The following is a 16,062-nucleotide window of genomic DNA, read 5'->3' as shown; positions in this document are numbered from 1 at the left end:
AAAATGAATTTAATAATACGTAGAAATTTAAGCTATTTTATGACTGGCATTGGTTTTGGTGCAACGGTTTATTTATTGATGTTGATTTTTAATGTACAGCCGAACCACCCGAGTATTAGAAATGGCTTGAGTGTATTGCTTTTAAGTGGCTTGATTGGCTTGATTAGTCAAGTATTTATAAGTGAATGGTCAGTTGGCTTGCAATTAGTCAGCCATTTTATTGGGACACTGCTAATTGTGTTGGGTATGATGGGCCTCAATCACTGGCTTAGCATTATCGCGCTCAAGCGATTTTTGGGATTATTTGTTTTAGTCTATCTACTAGTATGGGGGGGTGTCTATTTACAGTTGAGGATAGATATCCACCAAATTAACGAGAAATTGATAGAAAACCATCAACATAAATCTAATAATAATTGATTATGACATTTGAGTATCATGCCGACTGTGCCGAATTTCAGGTGCACCAAACCAAAGAATCAATAGATTAATGAACAGCAAACAAGCCGTGGAAATAAAGACTGTATTATAGTCGAAGGCACCAGCGATAAAGCCGCCTAATAAAGAACCAAACATGCTCCCCAGTGCCTGAAAAGACTGATTCCAACTAAATAGATAAGAGGTCATATTGACCGGACTGTTTTTGGTGATCAATGTTTGAATCTCAGGGAAGAGTGCCCCATCTGAGACGCCGATCATTAGGCGAAAGAAGCCTAAAGCAAAGATGTTGAGAATCAAACCTTGAGGGAAATACATTAAAGTGGCGAAGATATAACCAAATAAAAGCACTTTACCTGACCCGTGTTTGTCACCGTAGCGGCCTAAACGCGGGGCGGCAATAATATTGGAAATACCTGGCAATGCGGCAATAATGCCGGCAACGATCGTAATCGGTCCAGTATGGTGCATCAATTCTTTAACATAAAGACTAATGATTGGTGCGATCGAGATATTGCCCAATTGTACGATCAAAGTTGAAATCAATAAAAGGATGATCAGACGGGAATTTGGCAGGGCACGCAGCGAGTACTTTGGGGCTTGACCATTGGTACCAGCAGTGATGGGCTGAAAATTTTCTTTGACTAAAAATAAACTCATTAAAAAAGTCACAAATAATAAACCACCTGTGATGAAAAAGGTCACGCGAATAGAAAAAACTTGAGCTAGTGCGCCACCAATCACTGGGCCCAATAACATACCCGAGGTTGAACCTGTAGTCAGTGTGCTTAAAGCAGAGCCGCTTTTTTCTAAGGGTGTCTGCGAAGCAATCAGTGCCTGGGCATTAGGAATATAGCCGGCAAAGATTCCTTGAATACCACGCATTAGGACCAAAAGCCAAACATTATTGACGAGTCCCATCAAACTTAGGGTGATTGCCATCCCCAAAGAGGCTCGCAGCAACATGATTTTGCGGCCCTTGCGATCGGCAAGCTTACCCCATAGTGGCGAAACAATCGCAACAACTAGGAAATCCGCACCGTAGACCAAGCCACTATAAATGGTTACCTGAGCTTTGCTAAAGTCGCCCATCGAACTAACATAAAGTGAAAGAAACGGCATGATTTCACTAAAAGCGACGCCGGCCACAAAAGTACAGAACCAAAGCACCATTAAATTACGATGCCAAGGACCCTGTTTTCTTGCTTCATTATCCAAAACAAAGACGCCTCATTTCTAAAAAGAATTCATAACCAACTATGATAGCACGAATTACATTTTAGACAACGGACGTCTAAGAGAGTGAGACAAAAGGTGCTCAGGCGCTGCCTTTTGGAACACGTTTAAGATACAATCGTTCGTGAAATAATTGCCAGCCACTTGAACATAAATAATATATTAATTACAGTGACCAGTCAGCCTTGAATTGATCGACAAATTGATGCATTAAATTAACGCGTTCTTGCGCTAATTTTTGCGCATAAACAGTGTTCATTTGTTCAGGTAATTGAAATAACTTTTCATAAAAGTGATTGATTACAGTCCCAGTTTGCCGATATTCAGCTTTATTTTTGAGTTGACGGGGTTTGATGTCTGGGTTATAAAGCGGTTCATTACGCTTGCCGCCATAATAAAATGCGCGAGCAATGCCAATAGCGCCTAATGCATCTAACCGATCGGCATCTTGTACGACTTTACCGATTGGACTCAAGTGATAATGCTGTTGCAGATTTTTAGAGAAGGAGAGGTGCGTGATAATATCAAAAATTTCATTGATCTGAGGCGGACTGAAATGTAATTTTTGTAACTGCTGCTGTAGTTTTTGTTGTGCTTTCAATGGGTCAGTTACGACTTTATCATCAATCAAATCATGGACATAGGCGGTTGTTTGTAAAAGTTCTGGGTCTAATTGCACGAAATCATGCTGCTGAATTTGTACTGCCATTTTGGCAACACGTTGGGCATGGGCAAAGTCGTGGTCAGGGGTTGCTTGCTGTAATTGTTGTTGGGTATACTGTTGGATTTGCATCAATCGGGTTGCGTTAGCCATTGATCAACCAATACCAAGGCTGCTGGCTGCCAGAATGCTCAAAGAGTTTCGGTGAAAAGTCACCCAAAGCAAAACCAATCAAGCCAATAATAAGCCCAGCAATAATTAAAATTAAGGCGATCCGCCAATAGTAATGCTTGATCCAAATGAGCCAATTTGTCATGCTGTACCTCCTTTAAATTTGCGATAAAGCCACTTTGTGAAGACGACAGAAGTTAAGCTAAATCGTTTAGCCGTGTGCCACGTCAATGCTAATAGTAGAATGCCAATACCTGTAATAATTAGACTAAAGCCACTTTGCGTCATACCAAAAGCAAGACTGGCTTTGAAGATAGCAACAATGGAAACAAGTGTGGCCAGGCTGCCGACTAGGGTAAAACTAACGCCAATAACGCCAGCAATGAAAGGCAGCAACCAGATCAAGATGTAAGCCACTAATAATAAAATCAAGAGCGTTGCTAAAATGGCTGCCCATAATGGGGCACCTAATATAATGATAGTTAACAGTAAAATAAACATGGGCTTAGATAACTTAGGCCGCATTGCTGGGTGGTCTTCAGCAACGATTTTAGCGGCAATGATTTTAGGATCATCTAAGTGGGCAATGACTTGTTCAGGACTAATAGCCTTATCATCCGCCTCATCACTGATCAATTCAGCATAGTCACTGACATAATCAGTATAATTAATGACGTTTTGTTTTTTGAGTGCTCGAAGAAAATCAGTCTGATTCATGGTTCGTTGTCACTTCCTTGATAAAATTATAAACATGTTCGACTGCTTGCCATTGCTTGAGAAAGTCTGTCAAATCAGTTTCACCAATTGCCGTAATGTGGTAATACTTCCGTAAACGGTTATTATAGATCTCACTGTAACTGGTGATTTTTTCTTGACGTTCCAAGCGTTTTAAAATTGGATAAAGGGTTGATTCAGAAATATCAATAATGGTGTCTAAGTTTTTGATGATTTCATAACCATACGAATCACCCGTTTTAAGCGCTGCTAGAATGCTATATTCCAGCAGACCTTTTTTTAATTGTGGGTTCATATAAGCCTCCTTACGCATAATACTATATAACACATAGTATATAAACGCAACTTTTCCATCAAAAAACTTGACAGCTTAATGCGATTAAATTATGATTAGTAAAAATTATAAAACTTCAAATAATTTATGTATTGCGGAGTAGAGTAAACCAAGTTTTGATTGCTCAGAGAGGGCTGTTTTGCTGTGAAGGCCTAATTAGAATTGGTTGAAAATGAGCTTCAAATTACAGGATTTCAGTGCAAGCTGAAACCACGTTTGACAGCGTTATATGTCCGAGCATATGATTGTGCTTTGAGGTGTCTTTTAGACACGAATTTGGGTGGTACCACGGTGTAAATTTCGTCCCTTACGTTTTCTCATGAAAATGTAAGGGACTTTTTTTGAAGTTTTAGAAAATAAGGAGTGAAACAAATGAAAACCAACAAAATAATCATTGGTATTTTAGCTATTATAACTGGTATTAGTAGTTTTGCTGTTTGGCAAAACAATCAAGTTCCATTGGCTCGAGCAGCCGCGACCAAAACAATTGGGGTCGCCCCAGGGCCTTATGGTGAAATGGCTCAAGATGTGATCGGGCCGTTGTTGAAAAAGAAAGGCTACATTGTAAAGACTAAAGAATTTAATGACTATGTCCAACCCAATAAAGCTTTGAACTCGGGTAATATTGATGCCAATTTATTTCAACATACAGCCTATTTAAAGACTTTTTCTAAAGCAAACCATCTTCATTTAACAGCCATTGGTAAAACCCCAACGTTAGGGATGGGCATTTATTCTAGTAAAATCAAGTCTTTAAAATCACTTAAAAGTGGCGATACGGTAGCTCTAGCAAATGATCCTTCCAATTTAGCACGTTCATTACAATTACTGCAGGCTAATCATTTGATCACGTTGAAAGCAAATATTGATGTGGCTAAGGCTAGCATTAGTGATGTGGCAAAAAATCCAAAAAACTTGAAGTTTAAAACATTAGATGCCGCACAGTTACCAACGGCTAGAAATACAGTCACAATTTCGCTGATTCCGGGGAACTATTCTTGGAATGCCAAGATCAAGCCAAGCAGTGCTTTAGCTTTAGAGAAACTATCTGAAGATTATAAAGAAGTTTTCGTTGTACGCACAAAAGATAAAAATAGTAAATTTGCCAAGGCTGTTCAAAGTGTCCTGAATAGTCAAGCCTTCAAGAAAGCTATTCAGAAATCAGATTTTAAAGATTTTGAAAAGCCAAATAATTGGAAGTAGGGATCAAAATGAGCCAAATCGAAATCAAAAATGTCTCAGTAACTTTTCAAAATAAAAAACAACGCATTACTGCTGTTTCCCAAGTTTCCATCGCGATCCAAAAGGGTGAGATATTTGGTATCGTTGGTTTAACAGGTGCAGGGAAGTCAACTTTGGTACGCACGATCAATGGCTTGCAGCGTCCAACTACAGGTGAGGTAATCGTAGATGGTATCAACATTACTAGGGCCAATAAATCGACTTTAACTCGAGCCCGTCAAAAAATCGGTATTATTTTCCAAAATTTCAATCTGGTCCAGAACCGAACCCTGGGCGAAAATATCGCCTTTGCGCTAAATGCAGGTGGCTATCCTAAGCGACAACAAAATAAAAAGATTACTGAGTTGTTAGATTTAGTTGATCTGGCCGATCGTAAAGACAATTATCCAGGACAACTCTCTGGGGGTCAAAAACAGCGTGTAGGGATTGCTCGGGCTTTGGCTAATGATCCTGATATTCTTTTGTGTGATGAAGCCACTAGCGCGCTGGATTTAGAGACAGCAGAAGAGATCGTTGCGATTTTGAAAGACATTAATACACGGCTGCATATCACAATCGTATTTATCACTCATCAATTAGAAGTTGCACGTAGTTTATTTCAACGAGTCGCGGTAATGGAAAATGGTCATATTGTGGAGCAGGCAACAGCGTATGATCTATTTGCGAATCCCCGATCTGCCATGGGGCGACGCTTAGTGGGGCGGTTCTTAGCGACAGCGTTACCTTCGGAAATTAGACAGCGTTTGGCTAGTGTACCCGGGCAATTATTGGCGTTAAGATATCGCGGTGAAGATTCATTAGATCCAATTATTACTAAAATTGCCGGAGAAATCGGTGTTAATGTGAACATCATTCAAGGTCGAATCGAATACGTTCAAGCTAAAGCAATTGGGGTGTTGACTGTTTTTGTAACTGGACAAGCGGCACAATTATTAGCTGCAATAAAAGCGTTTAAGCAGCAAGTTGATCAGGTGGAGGTGGTGCCCTTATGAGTGAAACGCTGCAAATTTTACAACAAAACTTAGGTCAAGCCTTATGGGAAACAGCCGAAATGGTCATAATTTCTGGTGTGATCGGTGTTATTTTTGGAACACTATTAGGCATTTTACTATATTATTATGCGAATCCTTTATTCTCGCCACATCCTTTAGTAAATGCTACCGTGGGGTTTGTGATCAATGCGATTCGCTCACTGCCGTTTTTAATTTTAATGGTCGTGCTAATTCCCTTAGCAAAATTGTTAGCCGGCGATCCCTACACACCCATGGGAGGTACAGTTTCGCTATCAGTGGCAGCAATTCCATTTTATGCGCGTTTAGCAGAAGGGGCCTTTGCGGACGTTGATCCAGGTGTTGTGGAAGCGGCAACGGCAACAGGCGCTAAATTCAGTTTGATTTTCCGCCAAGTTCTTTTTCCAGAAGCTCTGCCAGCCTTGATTCGTGGTATCGTTCTGACTGTGATCAGTTTGTTGGGCTATTCGGCAATGGTTGGCACGATTGGTGCTGGCGGCATCGGGAATTTAGCCATTCAATTTGGCTATAATCGTTACGAAACCGGTGTCTTAATATTTGTGATTATTATTTTGGTGATTATTGTGCAGCTCATTCAATGGGTCGGCGATCAGCTAGCAGAACATTACACAAAAGTTTAGTAATTTCTTAGTAACTTAAAGAACAAACATTAGGAGATGGCAGTTTGAATTTTTCTGAATCAGATATTTTACAACACTTACCGAAACAATTCTTTGCTAATTTGGTCAAAAAGGTTAATGCCAAGATTGCCTCTGGTGTTGATGTGATCAATTTAGGCCAAGGCAATCCTGATCAACCAACGCCTAAATTCATTGTGGACGCTTTAAAAAAAGCAAGTGAAGATCCCGCTAATCATAAGTATTCCTTATTCCGTGGATTACCTGCTTTTAAACAAGCAGCGGCAGATTTTTACCAACGAGAATATGGCGTGACTTTAGATCCTGAAAAAGAAATTGCCGTATTGGGTGGTTCCAAAACCGGGCTGGTTGAGTTACCGTTGGCTCTAATGAATCCAGGAGAGACGCTGTTATTACCTGATCCCGGTTATCCTGATTACCTGTCTAGTGTGGCTTTGGCACAAATTAAGCTAGAACTTTTCAAGTTGCGGGCCGAAAATAATTTTCTGCCTAACTATCAAGAAATCCCGGTGGATGTGGCCCAAGCCGCTAAATTTCTTTATCTAAATTATCCTAACAATCCGACCGGCGCCGTAGCAACGCGTGCTTTTTTCGAAGATACGGTGGCTTTTGCCAAGGCAAATCAAATTGGGATCGTGCATGATTTCGCTTATGGCGCCATTGGTTTTGATGGTAAAAGGCCGGTGAGTTTCTTGCAGACCCCAGGGGCTAAAGATGTTGGCATTGAGATGTATACTTTATCTAAATCATATAATATGGCTGGCTGGCGGCTCGCTTTCGCGGCGGGAAATGCCGATATCATTGAAGCTATCAACTTGATTCAAGACCATTTATTTGTCAGCGTCTTTCCAGCCGTGCAGCAAGCCGGGATTGCAGCTTTACAAAGTGACCAAAGTACCGTACGTACTTTAGTTGCACTTTACGAAAAACGACGCAATCAATTCTGGGCAGCGGCCCGTAAAATTGGTTGGGAGCCATATCCTTCTGGTGGTTCATTTTATGCTTGGATGCCAGTGCCAGCGGGCTATACTAGTGAAAGTTTTGCCGACTTGCTATTGAATGAAGCCGGTGTTGCCGTGGCTCCTGGAAATGGGTTCGGCGCAGGTGGCGCAGGCTATGTTCGTGTTGGTTTATTGATTGATGAGCCCCGATTTACAGAAGCTTGTCAGCGCATCGACAAGTTACATGTATTTGATAAAAATCATGTGCGGGTCTGATGAGCGTGAGACCAAGGTACCTGATGACTATAAGAAAAGCCCATCCACAAAATTATTAATGTTTTGTAGATAGGCTTTTTTTTGTGACCAACAACTGAGCAGGTCGTTGGATTTTATAAGCATAGTTTGCTGGAATTTTTAAATTGTTTTAAAAGCAGAACTGATTATTCACCGGGTTTATAAGCTTCATCAATGACTAGGACTGGTTTGATTGTCTTACCACTGCCAGAATCAGCATTAGCTTCGTTAATTTGGTCGAATTTATAGAACTTTTCAGTCTTATCGAAATCGAACATGCCTTGTTGCCAGAATTTAATTAATCTTGGCACGTCGATTTGTGGAATAGAGTCACCCATATTGACTCCAATAACGGATTTGTCATCGACACACAAGTCATTCCAAGTATCAACATCGATATGATGAGGGGTAACGGCGATACATGCACTGACGCCACCTTGGTTCAACGCTTTAATTGAGCTCTCCATGACAGCAGTTACACCGGTCGTGTCAACAGCATAATCAACGCCATAACCATTAGTCAATTTCTTGATAGCTGCAACGGGGTCTTCATTCTTACTATTGATGGCGTGAGTGGCACCTAATTCTTTCGCTAATTCAAGACGAGAATCAACGATATCAACGGCAATAACTTCAGTACAGCCAGAGATACGACCAGCCATCATTGCGGCTAAGCCAACAGCTCCAGTACCGAAGACAGCAATTGTTTCACCTGGTTTAGGTTTCAATGTATTTAAGACAGTCCCGCTACCAGTGACATAACCACAACCCAGTGGACCTAATTTACGTAAGTCAACGTCTTTTGGAACTTTAACACAATTGGCTTCACGAACAACGGTTGTTGTCGTGAAAGAAGATTGGTCAAACATATCAGAAACACGATGACCATCTTCAGTAAAGTGATCAGAACCATCTGGCCGGACACCAGAGAGGTTATTGTCAGCATAGTGTAGGCATTGGGTTGGAACACCTTTCAAACAGTTTTCACAGTTACGGCAAGCATAAAATGAAAGCACAACGTGATCACCGGGTTTGAAGTTTTGAACATTATCACCGACTTTTTCCACGATGCCAGAGCCTTCATGGCCTAAAACAATGGGATAGCCGATAACTGCATCACCCTTACGTAAAGCTTCATCTGAGTGACAGATCCCAGTGGCAACCATATGTACTTGGACGTCATCAGGGCCCATTGGTGCAAGTTCAATGTCATCTTTCATAACGAAAGGTGCGCCTTGTTTTTCAACAACAGCAGCTTTGATTTTCATGTTCTATCAGACTCCATTCAGTATTATTTCTGTTTACATTGAATATCATTTCACAATTGGTAGATCGTTGCAAGCGGTTTCTTATATCCTACAAAAAAAGCTGAATAATTGATACACGAATTGTCAATTATAACAGCATCTCAAGGTTTCTAGCATTATTTAAAGTATCATATTTACAGATTGAAGGGTGTGCTAACCTTTTTATTTTCAGCAGCAGAACGGTCTTTACCTGGGGTTGTATGGTACGCAGCCTTGTATTTGTCATAGAAAAACTTCTTATTGCTGATACCCACACTTTCCATGATATCAGCAATGGGCATCGTTGTAGATGTAACCATTGTGCGCGCGTGAATTAAGCGCTCCTGAGTTAAAGCGTCAGAAAAAGTTTTACCAACTTCTTGTTTAAATAGATTACTGAGGTAATTTTTGTTGTAATTAAATTTCTTAGCTAATTTATCCAAAGTAATATTTTGATAGTTACGATTGATTTCTTTTAGCAGTTTCATTACAAGCTGTTGTGAGACGGTCGTAGGTCGAGCTTTGATCTTATAATTGCGAACAATTTGGATAAATAAAATGGATAGATAATCTTTAATGATTGCGTTAGCAAAAGGCTTAGAACCAAAATATTCCTCAATGATATGATCTAAGGTGACTTGGATCTCACTGTTGCCATTGGCATCGCTTCTAAAAATTAGATAAGATTTTTGATTGGTTCGTTTGACAGCTCGATTGACTAAGAATTCATAGAAAACACTTTGGTTACTGCGCAGTTCATTTAGCATATCAATATTAATGTCTTGGTCACGAAATAGGATGTTGATCATGATATCTTCCTTGGATAACGTTCCAATCGAGTGACGACAGCCAACATCTAATAGGATTAAATCACCTTGTCCCAAATGAACAGATTCACCATTAACGACTTCATTAGCTTGGCCTTTTAACATATAATTCATTTCCAAAAATTCGTGGGCGTGGGTAGGGTAAGGGGCAAAGCGATTGTGTTTACGAACAAAGATATCTTTGTTTTTGAAATAGTAGTTATTCAGTACTGGTGTCTTTAACTCAATAGTCAAATTCTTATTAACAGCGGAATTTGGGATATCATTGTGAAATTGTTTGCTTTTGAGTTGCTTTTTTTCAATTGGGTTGATTCTAGTTAAATAATCGAGTATCTCAGCATTCATATCATATCGCTCCTGTATAAATGATACTTTTAATAAATTCATTTGTCATTGTAGCACAACTATGTAAGCGGTTAAACTTCAAATGTAATCAAATATGTTTGGAGGTAAATAAATTATGAGTGACGGAAAAAGTAGTTCGTTAAAATCAACCGTTACAGTTTCCATCACCAACTTCTTGGATTCGGGATCAATTGTTGCTGGTGCCAGTGGTTTAACTTTGTGGACCAAAGCACTTGGCTTATCAAGTTTTGAAGTTGGGTTACTAGGCGCGTTAAGTGCTAATGCTTTTGGTTCAGCCATCGGGGCTTTGATCGGTGGTCGTTTGTCAGATAAGTATGGCCGCAAAGTTATTTATACGTATGATATGTTAGTTTATATGGTCGGCACAATTTTGGTAGCGCTATCGCAAAACTTCGTGATGCTGCTTGCTGGCTTCCTTGTTACTGGTATTGCCGTTGGTGCTGGGGTACCCGCCTCTTGGACTTATATTTCTGAAACCTCTGAAGGTAATAATCGAGCAAAAAATATCGGAATTTCACAGTTTGCTTGGTCATTAGGACCTGCCATTATTTTCGTTGGTGGCGTACTACTTGCACCTATGGGTTTGATGGGTAATCGAATCTTATTCGCTTTCTTAACATTAGTAGCTTTCATTGCTTGGCGTTTGCAAAGCAAATTGGAGGAATCTCAAGAATGGGTCGATCAAAAAGCTCAAGAAAAACGCGAGGGCAAGAAAGAACATCCATACAAAGATCTTTTCTCCAATATGGTCAGTGTCAAATCACTGTTATTCTTGATTGGTGTTTACATGTTTTGGAATTTAGTCGCCGGTGCAATGGGCTTCTTCATGCCATACGTTTATGAAACTGCTGGTGGCTTGTCCAATATGCAGGCTAATTTATTACAAGCTGTGCTTTGGATCTTAACCGCCGCTGCAACTTACTTTGGGTTTGCGAAATATGGTGATCGGGCTAACCATCGTATCTTCTTCTTTGTTGGTGCGGCTATGGCCTTGGCTTCATGGGTTGTTTTGACCTTTGCCGGTATGAAGAGTTCGGCTAGTCTTTGGACATTCGTTGCACTTTGGGGCATCTCTGCCGGAATTGGTGCTCAAGCTTGGTATGCATTATGGGCAACTGAGTTATTCCCAACAAAATTCAGGGCCGGTTCGCAAGGCATTATGTTCTTCGTCGTTCGGGCTTCAGCAGGTGTTTGGTCTATCATCTTCCCAACGATTCTACAAACATTAGGTTTCCAAACTGCCGGTATCTTTATGATTGCTTTGTTAGCCGTTTCCTTGATCGTTGGTACTGTTTGGGCACCACATACACGTGGCAAATCCTTGGATGAGATTACTATGGAACGTTATGGTAAGGCTTATGTTTTAGACACGCATAAAGCTGCTAAGCATCAAGGGACAACCAGTCAAACCAAAGTAGATTCAGTTCCAAACGGATCAACCAATCGCGCTTAGAAAATTGCAGTAAAGGAGTTTTGTCAGTATGAGTAAGTCTTATGTTGCTGTCGACATTGGTGCGTCAAGTGGGCGCTTAATGTTATCCCATGTTGAAAACGGTAAAATGCAGATTGAAGAAGTTCATCGCTTTAAGAATGGTTTCAATCAAAAAGCTGGGCATGACCGTTGGGATATCGATCACCTAGTAAATGAAGTGATTGCTGGTCTAGAAAAGGTCAAGGCAAAGGGTATTGATGACGTTCAGCTTGGCATTGATACTTGGGCCGTTGATTATGTATTAGTCGATAAAGCTGGCAACAAACTAGCTGACCCCATCAGTTATCGGGATAAACGGACGTCAACAGCTATTCAAAAATTAACCACTGATCTACCACGTGAATATATTTATGAAAAAACGGGCATCCAGTTCCAAGATTTCAATACGCTATATCAGTTATATTCTGAGGATAAAGATTTGTTAGCCAAAGCCGATAAAATCTTAATGATACCTGATTATATTGGTTATAAATTGACTAATAATGCTGTAACTGAGGTAACGAATGCCTCAACAACTCAGATGTTGAATTTGCGTGAAGGTCTATTTGATAAAGATCTATTGAAGAAAGTGAATGTCACAACCGATCAATTTCCAAAGCTAGTTGACCCTGGAACCGTTTTAGGACCAGTTTGTGAGCAGTGGCATAAAGATCATGATATTCCACAAACAGAAGTGATTACGGTGGCTACTCATGATACTGCTTCCGCTGTTGTTGGCACCCCCGGTAAGGGTGAACATTGGGCTTTCTTAAGCTCAGGTACTTGGTCGTTATTAGGAACAGAATTGAATACGCCAGAGAACGGCTTAGATGCTTTTCATGAGAACTATACCAATGAGTGGGGTGCCTATGGGACTTATCGGTTCTTGAAAAATATTATGGGTCTTTGGATGGCTCAATGTATTAAACGAGAATTAAATGATCAGTATTCATTTGCGGAATTGGCTGACTTGGCTAGTCAAGAACAACCTTTCCAGCAATTTATTGATGTAAACGATAAGCGTTTCGAAAATCCAGAGAATATGATTCAAGAAATTCAGGATTATTGTCGCGAGACAGAACAGACAATCCCGGAAACACCGGGACAATTGATGATGGCGGTTTATAGTAATTTATCGTTGTTCTATGCTAATGAGATTGAAAAGCTAGGTCAAATTTTGGATGAACCAATTGAGAAGTTAAATATTGTTGGTGGCGGCAGTAACGTTGCCTTAATGAATCAATTAACGAGTACCTTGGCTAAGATCCCTGTTATTGCTGGTCCAAGTGAAGCTACGGCAATCGGGAACATTCTCGTTCAAATGATTACAACGGGTGAAGTTGCCAACTTAGCGGCTGCACGTCAATTGGTTGCCGATTCCTGTGACCTTAAGACCTATCAACCTGAAAATAAGAATTATGACGGTATCTTACAGCGGTATCAAGCTTTTTTGAAACATAAATTAACGCAAACAATTTAGGGGGGCGAGATTAGTGGCACGGATCGGACAAATTATGTATCTCCATAAGGATGCTTATGATGAGTATCAAAAACGGCATTCCGAATTGTGGCCTGAAATGAAACAAGCATTGAAGGCACACGGTGCAAGCAATTATTCTATTTTCTTGAATAAAGATAATGGTGAATTGTTTGCTTATCTGGAAGTTCCAGATGTTGCTAAATATAACGAAATTGCAAATACAGAGATTTGCAAGAAGTGGTGGGCTTATATGGAACCATTGATGGCTACCAATGCAGATAACAGCCCAGTTGCCACAGACTTAACAGAAGTATTTCACTTAGATTAATTAGGAGGCATTTTTGATGGTTAAAACACAAAATATCGATCAAGCATATGAAGCAGCAAAGGAACGTTACGCCGAAATTGGCGTAGATACTGAAAAGGCAATGGCACAATTGAAGAAAGTCAAACTATCGATCCATTGCTGGCAAGGCGATGATATTCATGGCTTCTTATTCCCAGGTGCTGAATTAACTGGTGGGATCGGTGTTTCTGGGAATTATCCGGGGATTGCTAGGACCCCTGATGAATTAACTTCAGATTTACATGAAGCTTTGTCACTCATTCCTGGCAGTCATAAAGTTCAACTGCATGCGATTTATGCGGTTACTGATAAGAAAAAGGACTTGGACGAACTAGAGCCAGAAGACTTTAAGTATTGGGTTGATTGGGCGAAACAAGAAGGTGTTGGTCTCGATATGAACGGGACTTTCTTCTCCCATCCTAAAGTTGTGAATAACTTTACTTTAGCTAGCCCTGATAAAGGTATTCGTGATTTTTGGATTGAACATGGGAAACGTTCTCGTGAAATTGCCAATTACTTCGGTGAACAATTAGGACAACAATCTATCAATAACTTCTGGATTCCAGATGGTTATAAAGATAATCCTGTTGACAAAGCCACTCCGAGAAAGCGCTTAATTGATTCATTAGACCAAATTATTAAGAAAGAATTACCTGAAAAGAATACAATGGAAGCCTTTGAAGGTAAGTTATTCGGTACTGGGATCGAATCTTATACGGTCGGTTCTCATGAATTCTATCAAAATTATGCGATCAGCCGTGGTAAGATCTGGACAATTGATGCTGGACACTTCCATCCAACTGAGGATGTTTCAGACAAGTTCTCTGCCTACTTCCCATTCGGCAAGGGCTTAATGTTACATGTTTCTCGGCCAGTACGCTGGGATTCTGACCACGTAGTTATCTTTGATGATGCTTTGATCCGCATTGCTCGTTCTCTAGTTCGTGATAATGAATTAAGTAAGACAAATATTGGCTTAGACTTCTTTGATGCTACAATCAACCGTGTTGCTGCTTGGGTCATCGGGGCACGTGCAACACAAAAGGCTCTATTGCAAGCTATGTTAGCACCAATTGACGACTTGAAGAAAGCCGAAGAAAACTTCGACTTTACTCAAAGATTGGCTGAAACTGAAGAATTAAAATCTTATCCATTTGGTGCTGTTTGGGACAAGTTCTGTGCTGATAACGGTACACCAGTTGGCTTAGACTGGATGAACAATATTCGTCAATATGAAAAAGATGTTCAATTCAAACGTGACTAGTCTTGATTTTTTTAAGTAAGGTACTTCAAATCCTTTATCCATGTACTTCCGACATTTTCACAGACAAAAAATGATATTAAAGAAGATTTATATCAAAAAGGAGTAATCAATTTGAATTCACGCAATGATTTTCTCAAACCAGGTAGTGACAAAGAAACTTTTGTCAATTCACCTTATGTGACTGAAATGCGTAAGATCACCAATGAATTGTATCGTCATGGCTGGGACGAACGGAATGGGGGCAACGTCAGCTATCGCTTGACTGAAGCTGAAGTCAGTGCTTATAGCGATGTCCATCAAGTTCTCCGCAATATCCCCATCGACTTTGATGCCAGTGCTTTGAAGGGGACTTACTTCTTAGTCACCGGGACTGGCCGCTACTTCAAGAACGTCATTGATTTTCCAGAACGAGATACGGGCTTAGTCAAGATCTCCGACGATGGTCATAGTGCCGACTTGCTCTGGGGCTTCAATGATGGCGGCCAACCTACCAGTGAATTTCCATCACATTTGATGACGCATATCCAAAGATTAAAGCAAGATCCAGATCAACGGGTAGTCATGCATTGCCATCCAACGAATCTGATCGCCATGTCTTTCACTGTCCCTCAAGACGAGAAGACATTCAGTCGGATCCTTTGGAAGATGCAGGCTGAATCTATCGTCGTGTTCCCTGAAGGCTTGGGGATCCTGCCTTACATGACACCAGGCACGAATGAGATCGGTCAAGCAACGGCTGATAAGATGGCCGATTTTCGGGTCGTGATGTGGCCGCACCATGGTATCTTCGCGGCTGGAGATTCCATTGACGAGACTTATGGTCTGATCGAAACTGTCGAAAAGGCAGCTCAGATCTATACTACGATCCAAGCTCAAGGCGGCGAATGTCTCGCTGAGATCTCAGATGCGGATCTGGTTAAGCTGGCTAAACGGTTTGACCTGACACCTAATCCTGAATTTATGGATGGTAAATCCATGATTCGTGAAACAGTAAAATAACCGGCAGTTCCATAAAAAAGTAATATTTGTCATAAAATAATCCCAATCCTGTAAATGACCAAAAGTAAAACTGATTTTGCTTTTGGTCATTTTTTGGATTAGTGTCTTTAGACCTAGTTGAGTACCATAAGGTACGAAACAGTAAACCACCCGCTATGCGGGTGGGTGTTCAATTGCTATGCAAAAAAGCCCTCTTTTCAGATAGAATATTGGATGTTCAGGCCAATCAATCTATTTGAAAGAGGGAAAAAACAAATGGCGAATCAATACAACAGTTTGGCACATACCAAATGGTTGTGTAA

At 40.5% G+C, this 16,062-nt stretch carries 17 protein-coding genes; 10 read left to right on the top strand and 7 right to left on the bottom strand.

Features of this window, described 5'->3' with window-relative positions:
* Nucleotides 1-3: 3 nt before the first annotated feature.
* Nucleotides 4-420, top strand: coding sequence for a DUF3021 domain-containing protein (locus tag FHQ08_RS08245; RefSeq protein ID WP_269073913.1), 417 nt, complete (start codon nt 4-6; stop codon nt 418-420).
* On the opposite strand, the gene FHQ08_RS08240 is transcribed toward FHQ08_RS08245, so the two are convergent.
* The 5 genes from FHQ08_RS08240 to FHQ08_RS08220 form a co-directional block, all read right to left on the bottom strand.
* Nucleotides 421-1,656: an MFS transporter gene (locus FHQ08_RS08240; protein ID WP_230913931.1), complete on the bottom strand. Its 1,236-nt coding sequence runs from the start codon at nt 1,654-1,656 to the stop codon at nt 421-423.
* 184 nt (nt 1,657-1,840) lie between these two features.
* Nucleotides 1,841-2,488, bottom strand: coding sequence for an HD domain-containing protein (locus FHQ08_RS08235; protein ID WP_230913930.1), 648 nt, complete (start codon nt 2,486-2,488; stop codon nt 1,841-1,843).
* A complete protein-coding gene (locus tag FHQ08_RS08230) occupies nt 2,481-2,651 on the bottom strand; it encodes a hypothetical protein (RefSeq protein ID WP_230913929.1) in 171 nt (56 codons plus the stop codon). The genes FHQ08_RS08235 and FHQ08_RS08230 overlap by 8 nt, the downstream gene beginning before the upstream one ends.
* Nucleotides 2,648-3,223, bottom strand: a complete 576-nt coding sequence (locus FHQ08_RS08225) for a DUF1700 domain-containing protein (protein ID WP_230913928.1) — start codon at nt 3,221-3,223, stop codon at nt 2,648-2,650. Before FHQ08_RS08225 ends, FHQ08_RS08230 begins: the two co-directional genes overlap by 4 nt.
* The gene (locus FHQ08_RS08220; protein WP_230913927.1) at nt 3,210-3,536 is read right to left on the bottom strand and encodes a PadR family transcriptional regulator; all 327 of its coding nucleotides are present in this window, start codon (nt 3,534-3,536) and stop codon (nt 3,210-3,212) included. The genes FHQ08_RS08225 and FHQ08_RS08220 overlap by 14 nt, the downstream gene beginning before the upstream one ends.
* A gap of 402 nt (nt 3,537-3,938) precedes the next feature.
* Between FHQ08_RS08220 and FHQ08_RS08215 the strand changes: the two genes are divergently transcribed.
* From FHQ08_RS08215 to FHQ08_RS08200, 4 genes are read left to right on the top strand one after another with little or no spacing between them, the layout of a single operon-like run.
* Complete coding sequence (locus FHQ08_RS08215) at nt 3,939-4,778, top strand: MetQ/NlpA family ABC transporter substrate-binding protein (protein ID WP_407929197.1); 840 nt, start codon at nt 3,939-3,941, stop codon at nt 4,776-4,778.
* Between the two features lie 8 nt (nt 4,779-4,786).
* Nucleotides 4,787-5,809: a methionine ABC transporter ATP-binding protein gene (locus FHQ08_RS08210; protein WP_230913925.1), complete on the top strand. Its 1,023-nt coding sequence runs from the start codon at nt 4,787-4,789 to the stop codon at nt 5,807-5,809.
* The gene (locus tag FHQ08_RS08205; RefSeq protein ID WP_230913924.1) at nt 5,806-6,468 is read left to right on the top strand and encodes a methionine ABC transporter permease; all 663 of its coding nucleotides are present in this window, start codon (nt 5,806-5,808) and stop codon (nt 6,466-6,468) included. Before FHQ08_RS08210 ends, FHQ08_RS08205 begins: the two co-directional genes overlap by 4 nt.
* A gap of 44 nt (nt 6,469-6,512) precedes the next feature.
* Nucleotides 6,513-7,703 (top strand): pyridoxal phosphate-dependent aminotransferase, encoded by a 1,191-nt coding sequence (locus FHQ08_RS08200; protein WP_230913923.1) that lies wholly within the window; start codon nt 6,513-6,515, stop codon nt 7,701-7,703.
* 164 nt (nt 7,704-7,867) lie between these two features.
* Here the strand turns inward: FHQ08_RS08200 and FHQ08_RS08195 are convergent, their stop codons facing one another.
* A complete protein-coding gene (locus tag FHQ08_RS08195; protein WP_230913922.1) occupies nt 7,868-8,989 on the bottom strand; it encodes an NAD(P)-dependent alcohol dehydrogenase in 1,122 nt (373 codons plus the stop codon).
* Nucleotides 8,990-9,162: 173 nt separating this feature from the next.
* On the bottom strand, nt 9,163-10,179 hold the full coding sequence (locus FHQ08_RS08190; protein ID WP_230913921.1) for an AraC family transcriptional regulator: 1,017 nt from the start codon (nt 10,177-10,179) through the stop codon (nt 9,163-9,165).
* Nucleotides 10,180-10,294: 115 nt separating this feature from the next.
* Here FHQ08_RS08190 and FHQ08_RS08185 point away from each other — a divergent pair, with 115 nt between their 5' ends.
* From FHQ08_RS08185 to rhaD, 5 genes are all read left to right on the top strand, one after another.
* A complete protein-coding gene (locus tag FHQ08_RS08185; protein WP_230913920.1) occupies nt 10,295-11,653 on the top strand; it encodes an MFS transporter in 1,359 nt (452 codons plus the stop codon).
* Nucleotides 11,654-11,681: 28 nt separating this feature from the next.
* Complete coding sequence (rhaB, locus tag FHQ08_RS08180) at nt 11,682-13,151, top strand: rhamnulokinase (RefSeq protein ID WP_230913919.1); 1,470 nt, start codon at nt 11,682-11,684, stop codon at nt 13,149-13,151.
* A gap of 13 nt (nt 13,152-13,164) precedes the next feature.
* Nucleotides 13,165-13,479 (top strand): L-rhamnose mutarotase, encoded by a 315-nt coding sequence (gene rhaM, locus FHQ08_RS08175; RefSeq protein WP_230913918.1) that lies wholly within the window; start codon nt 13,165-13,167, stop codon nt 13,477-13,479.
* Between the two features lie 16 nt (nt 13,480-13,495).
* Nucleotides 13,496-14,761, top strand: a complete 1,266-nt coding sequence (locus FHQ08_RS08170) for an L-rhamnose isomerase (RefSeq protein WP_230913917.1) — start codon at nt 13,496-13,498, stop codon at nt 14,759-14,761.
* A gap of 111 nt (nt 14,762-14,872) precedes the next feature.
* Nucleotides 14,873-15,760 (top strand): rhamnulose-1-phosphate aldolase, encoded by an 888-nt coding sequence (gene rhaD / locus FHQ08_RS08165; protein ID WP_230913916.1) that lies wholly within the window; start codon nt 14,873-14,875, stop codon nt 15,758-15,760.
* Nucleotides 15,761-16,062: the final 302 nt, after the last annotated feature.

The organism is Agrilactobacillus fermenti (genome assembly GCF_021030645.1).
GTDB lineage: Bacteria > Bacillota > Bacilli > Lactobacillales > Lactobacillaceae > Agrilactobacillus > Agrilactobacillus fermenti.
The sequence above is the reverse complement of the archived record's forward strand: the minus strand, read 5'-3'. Positions and strand labels throughout refer to the sequence as shown.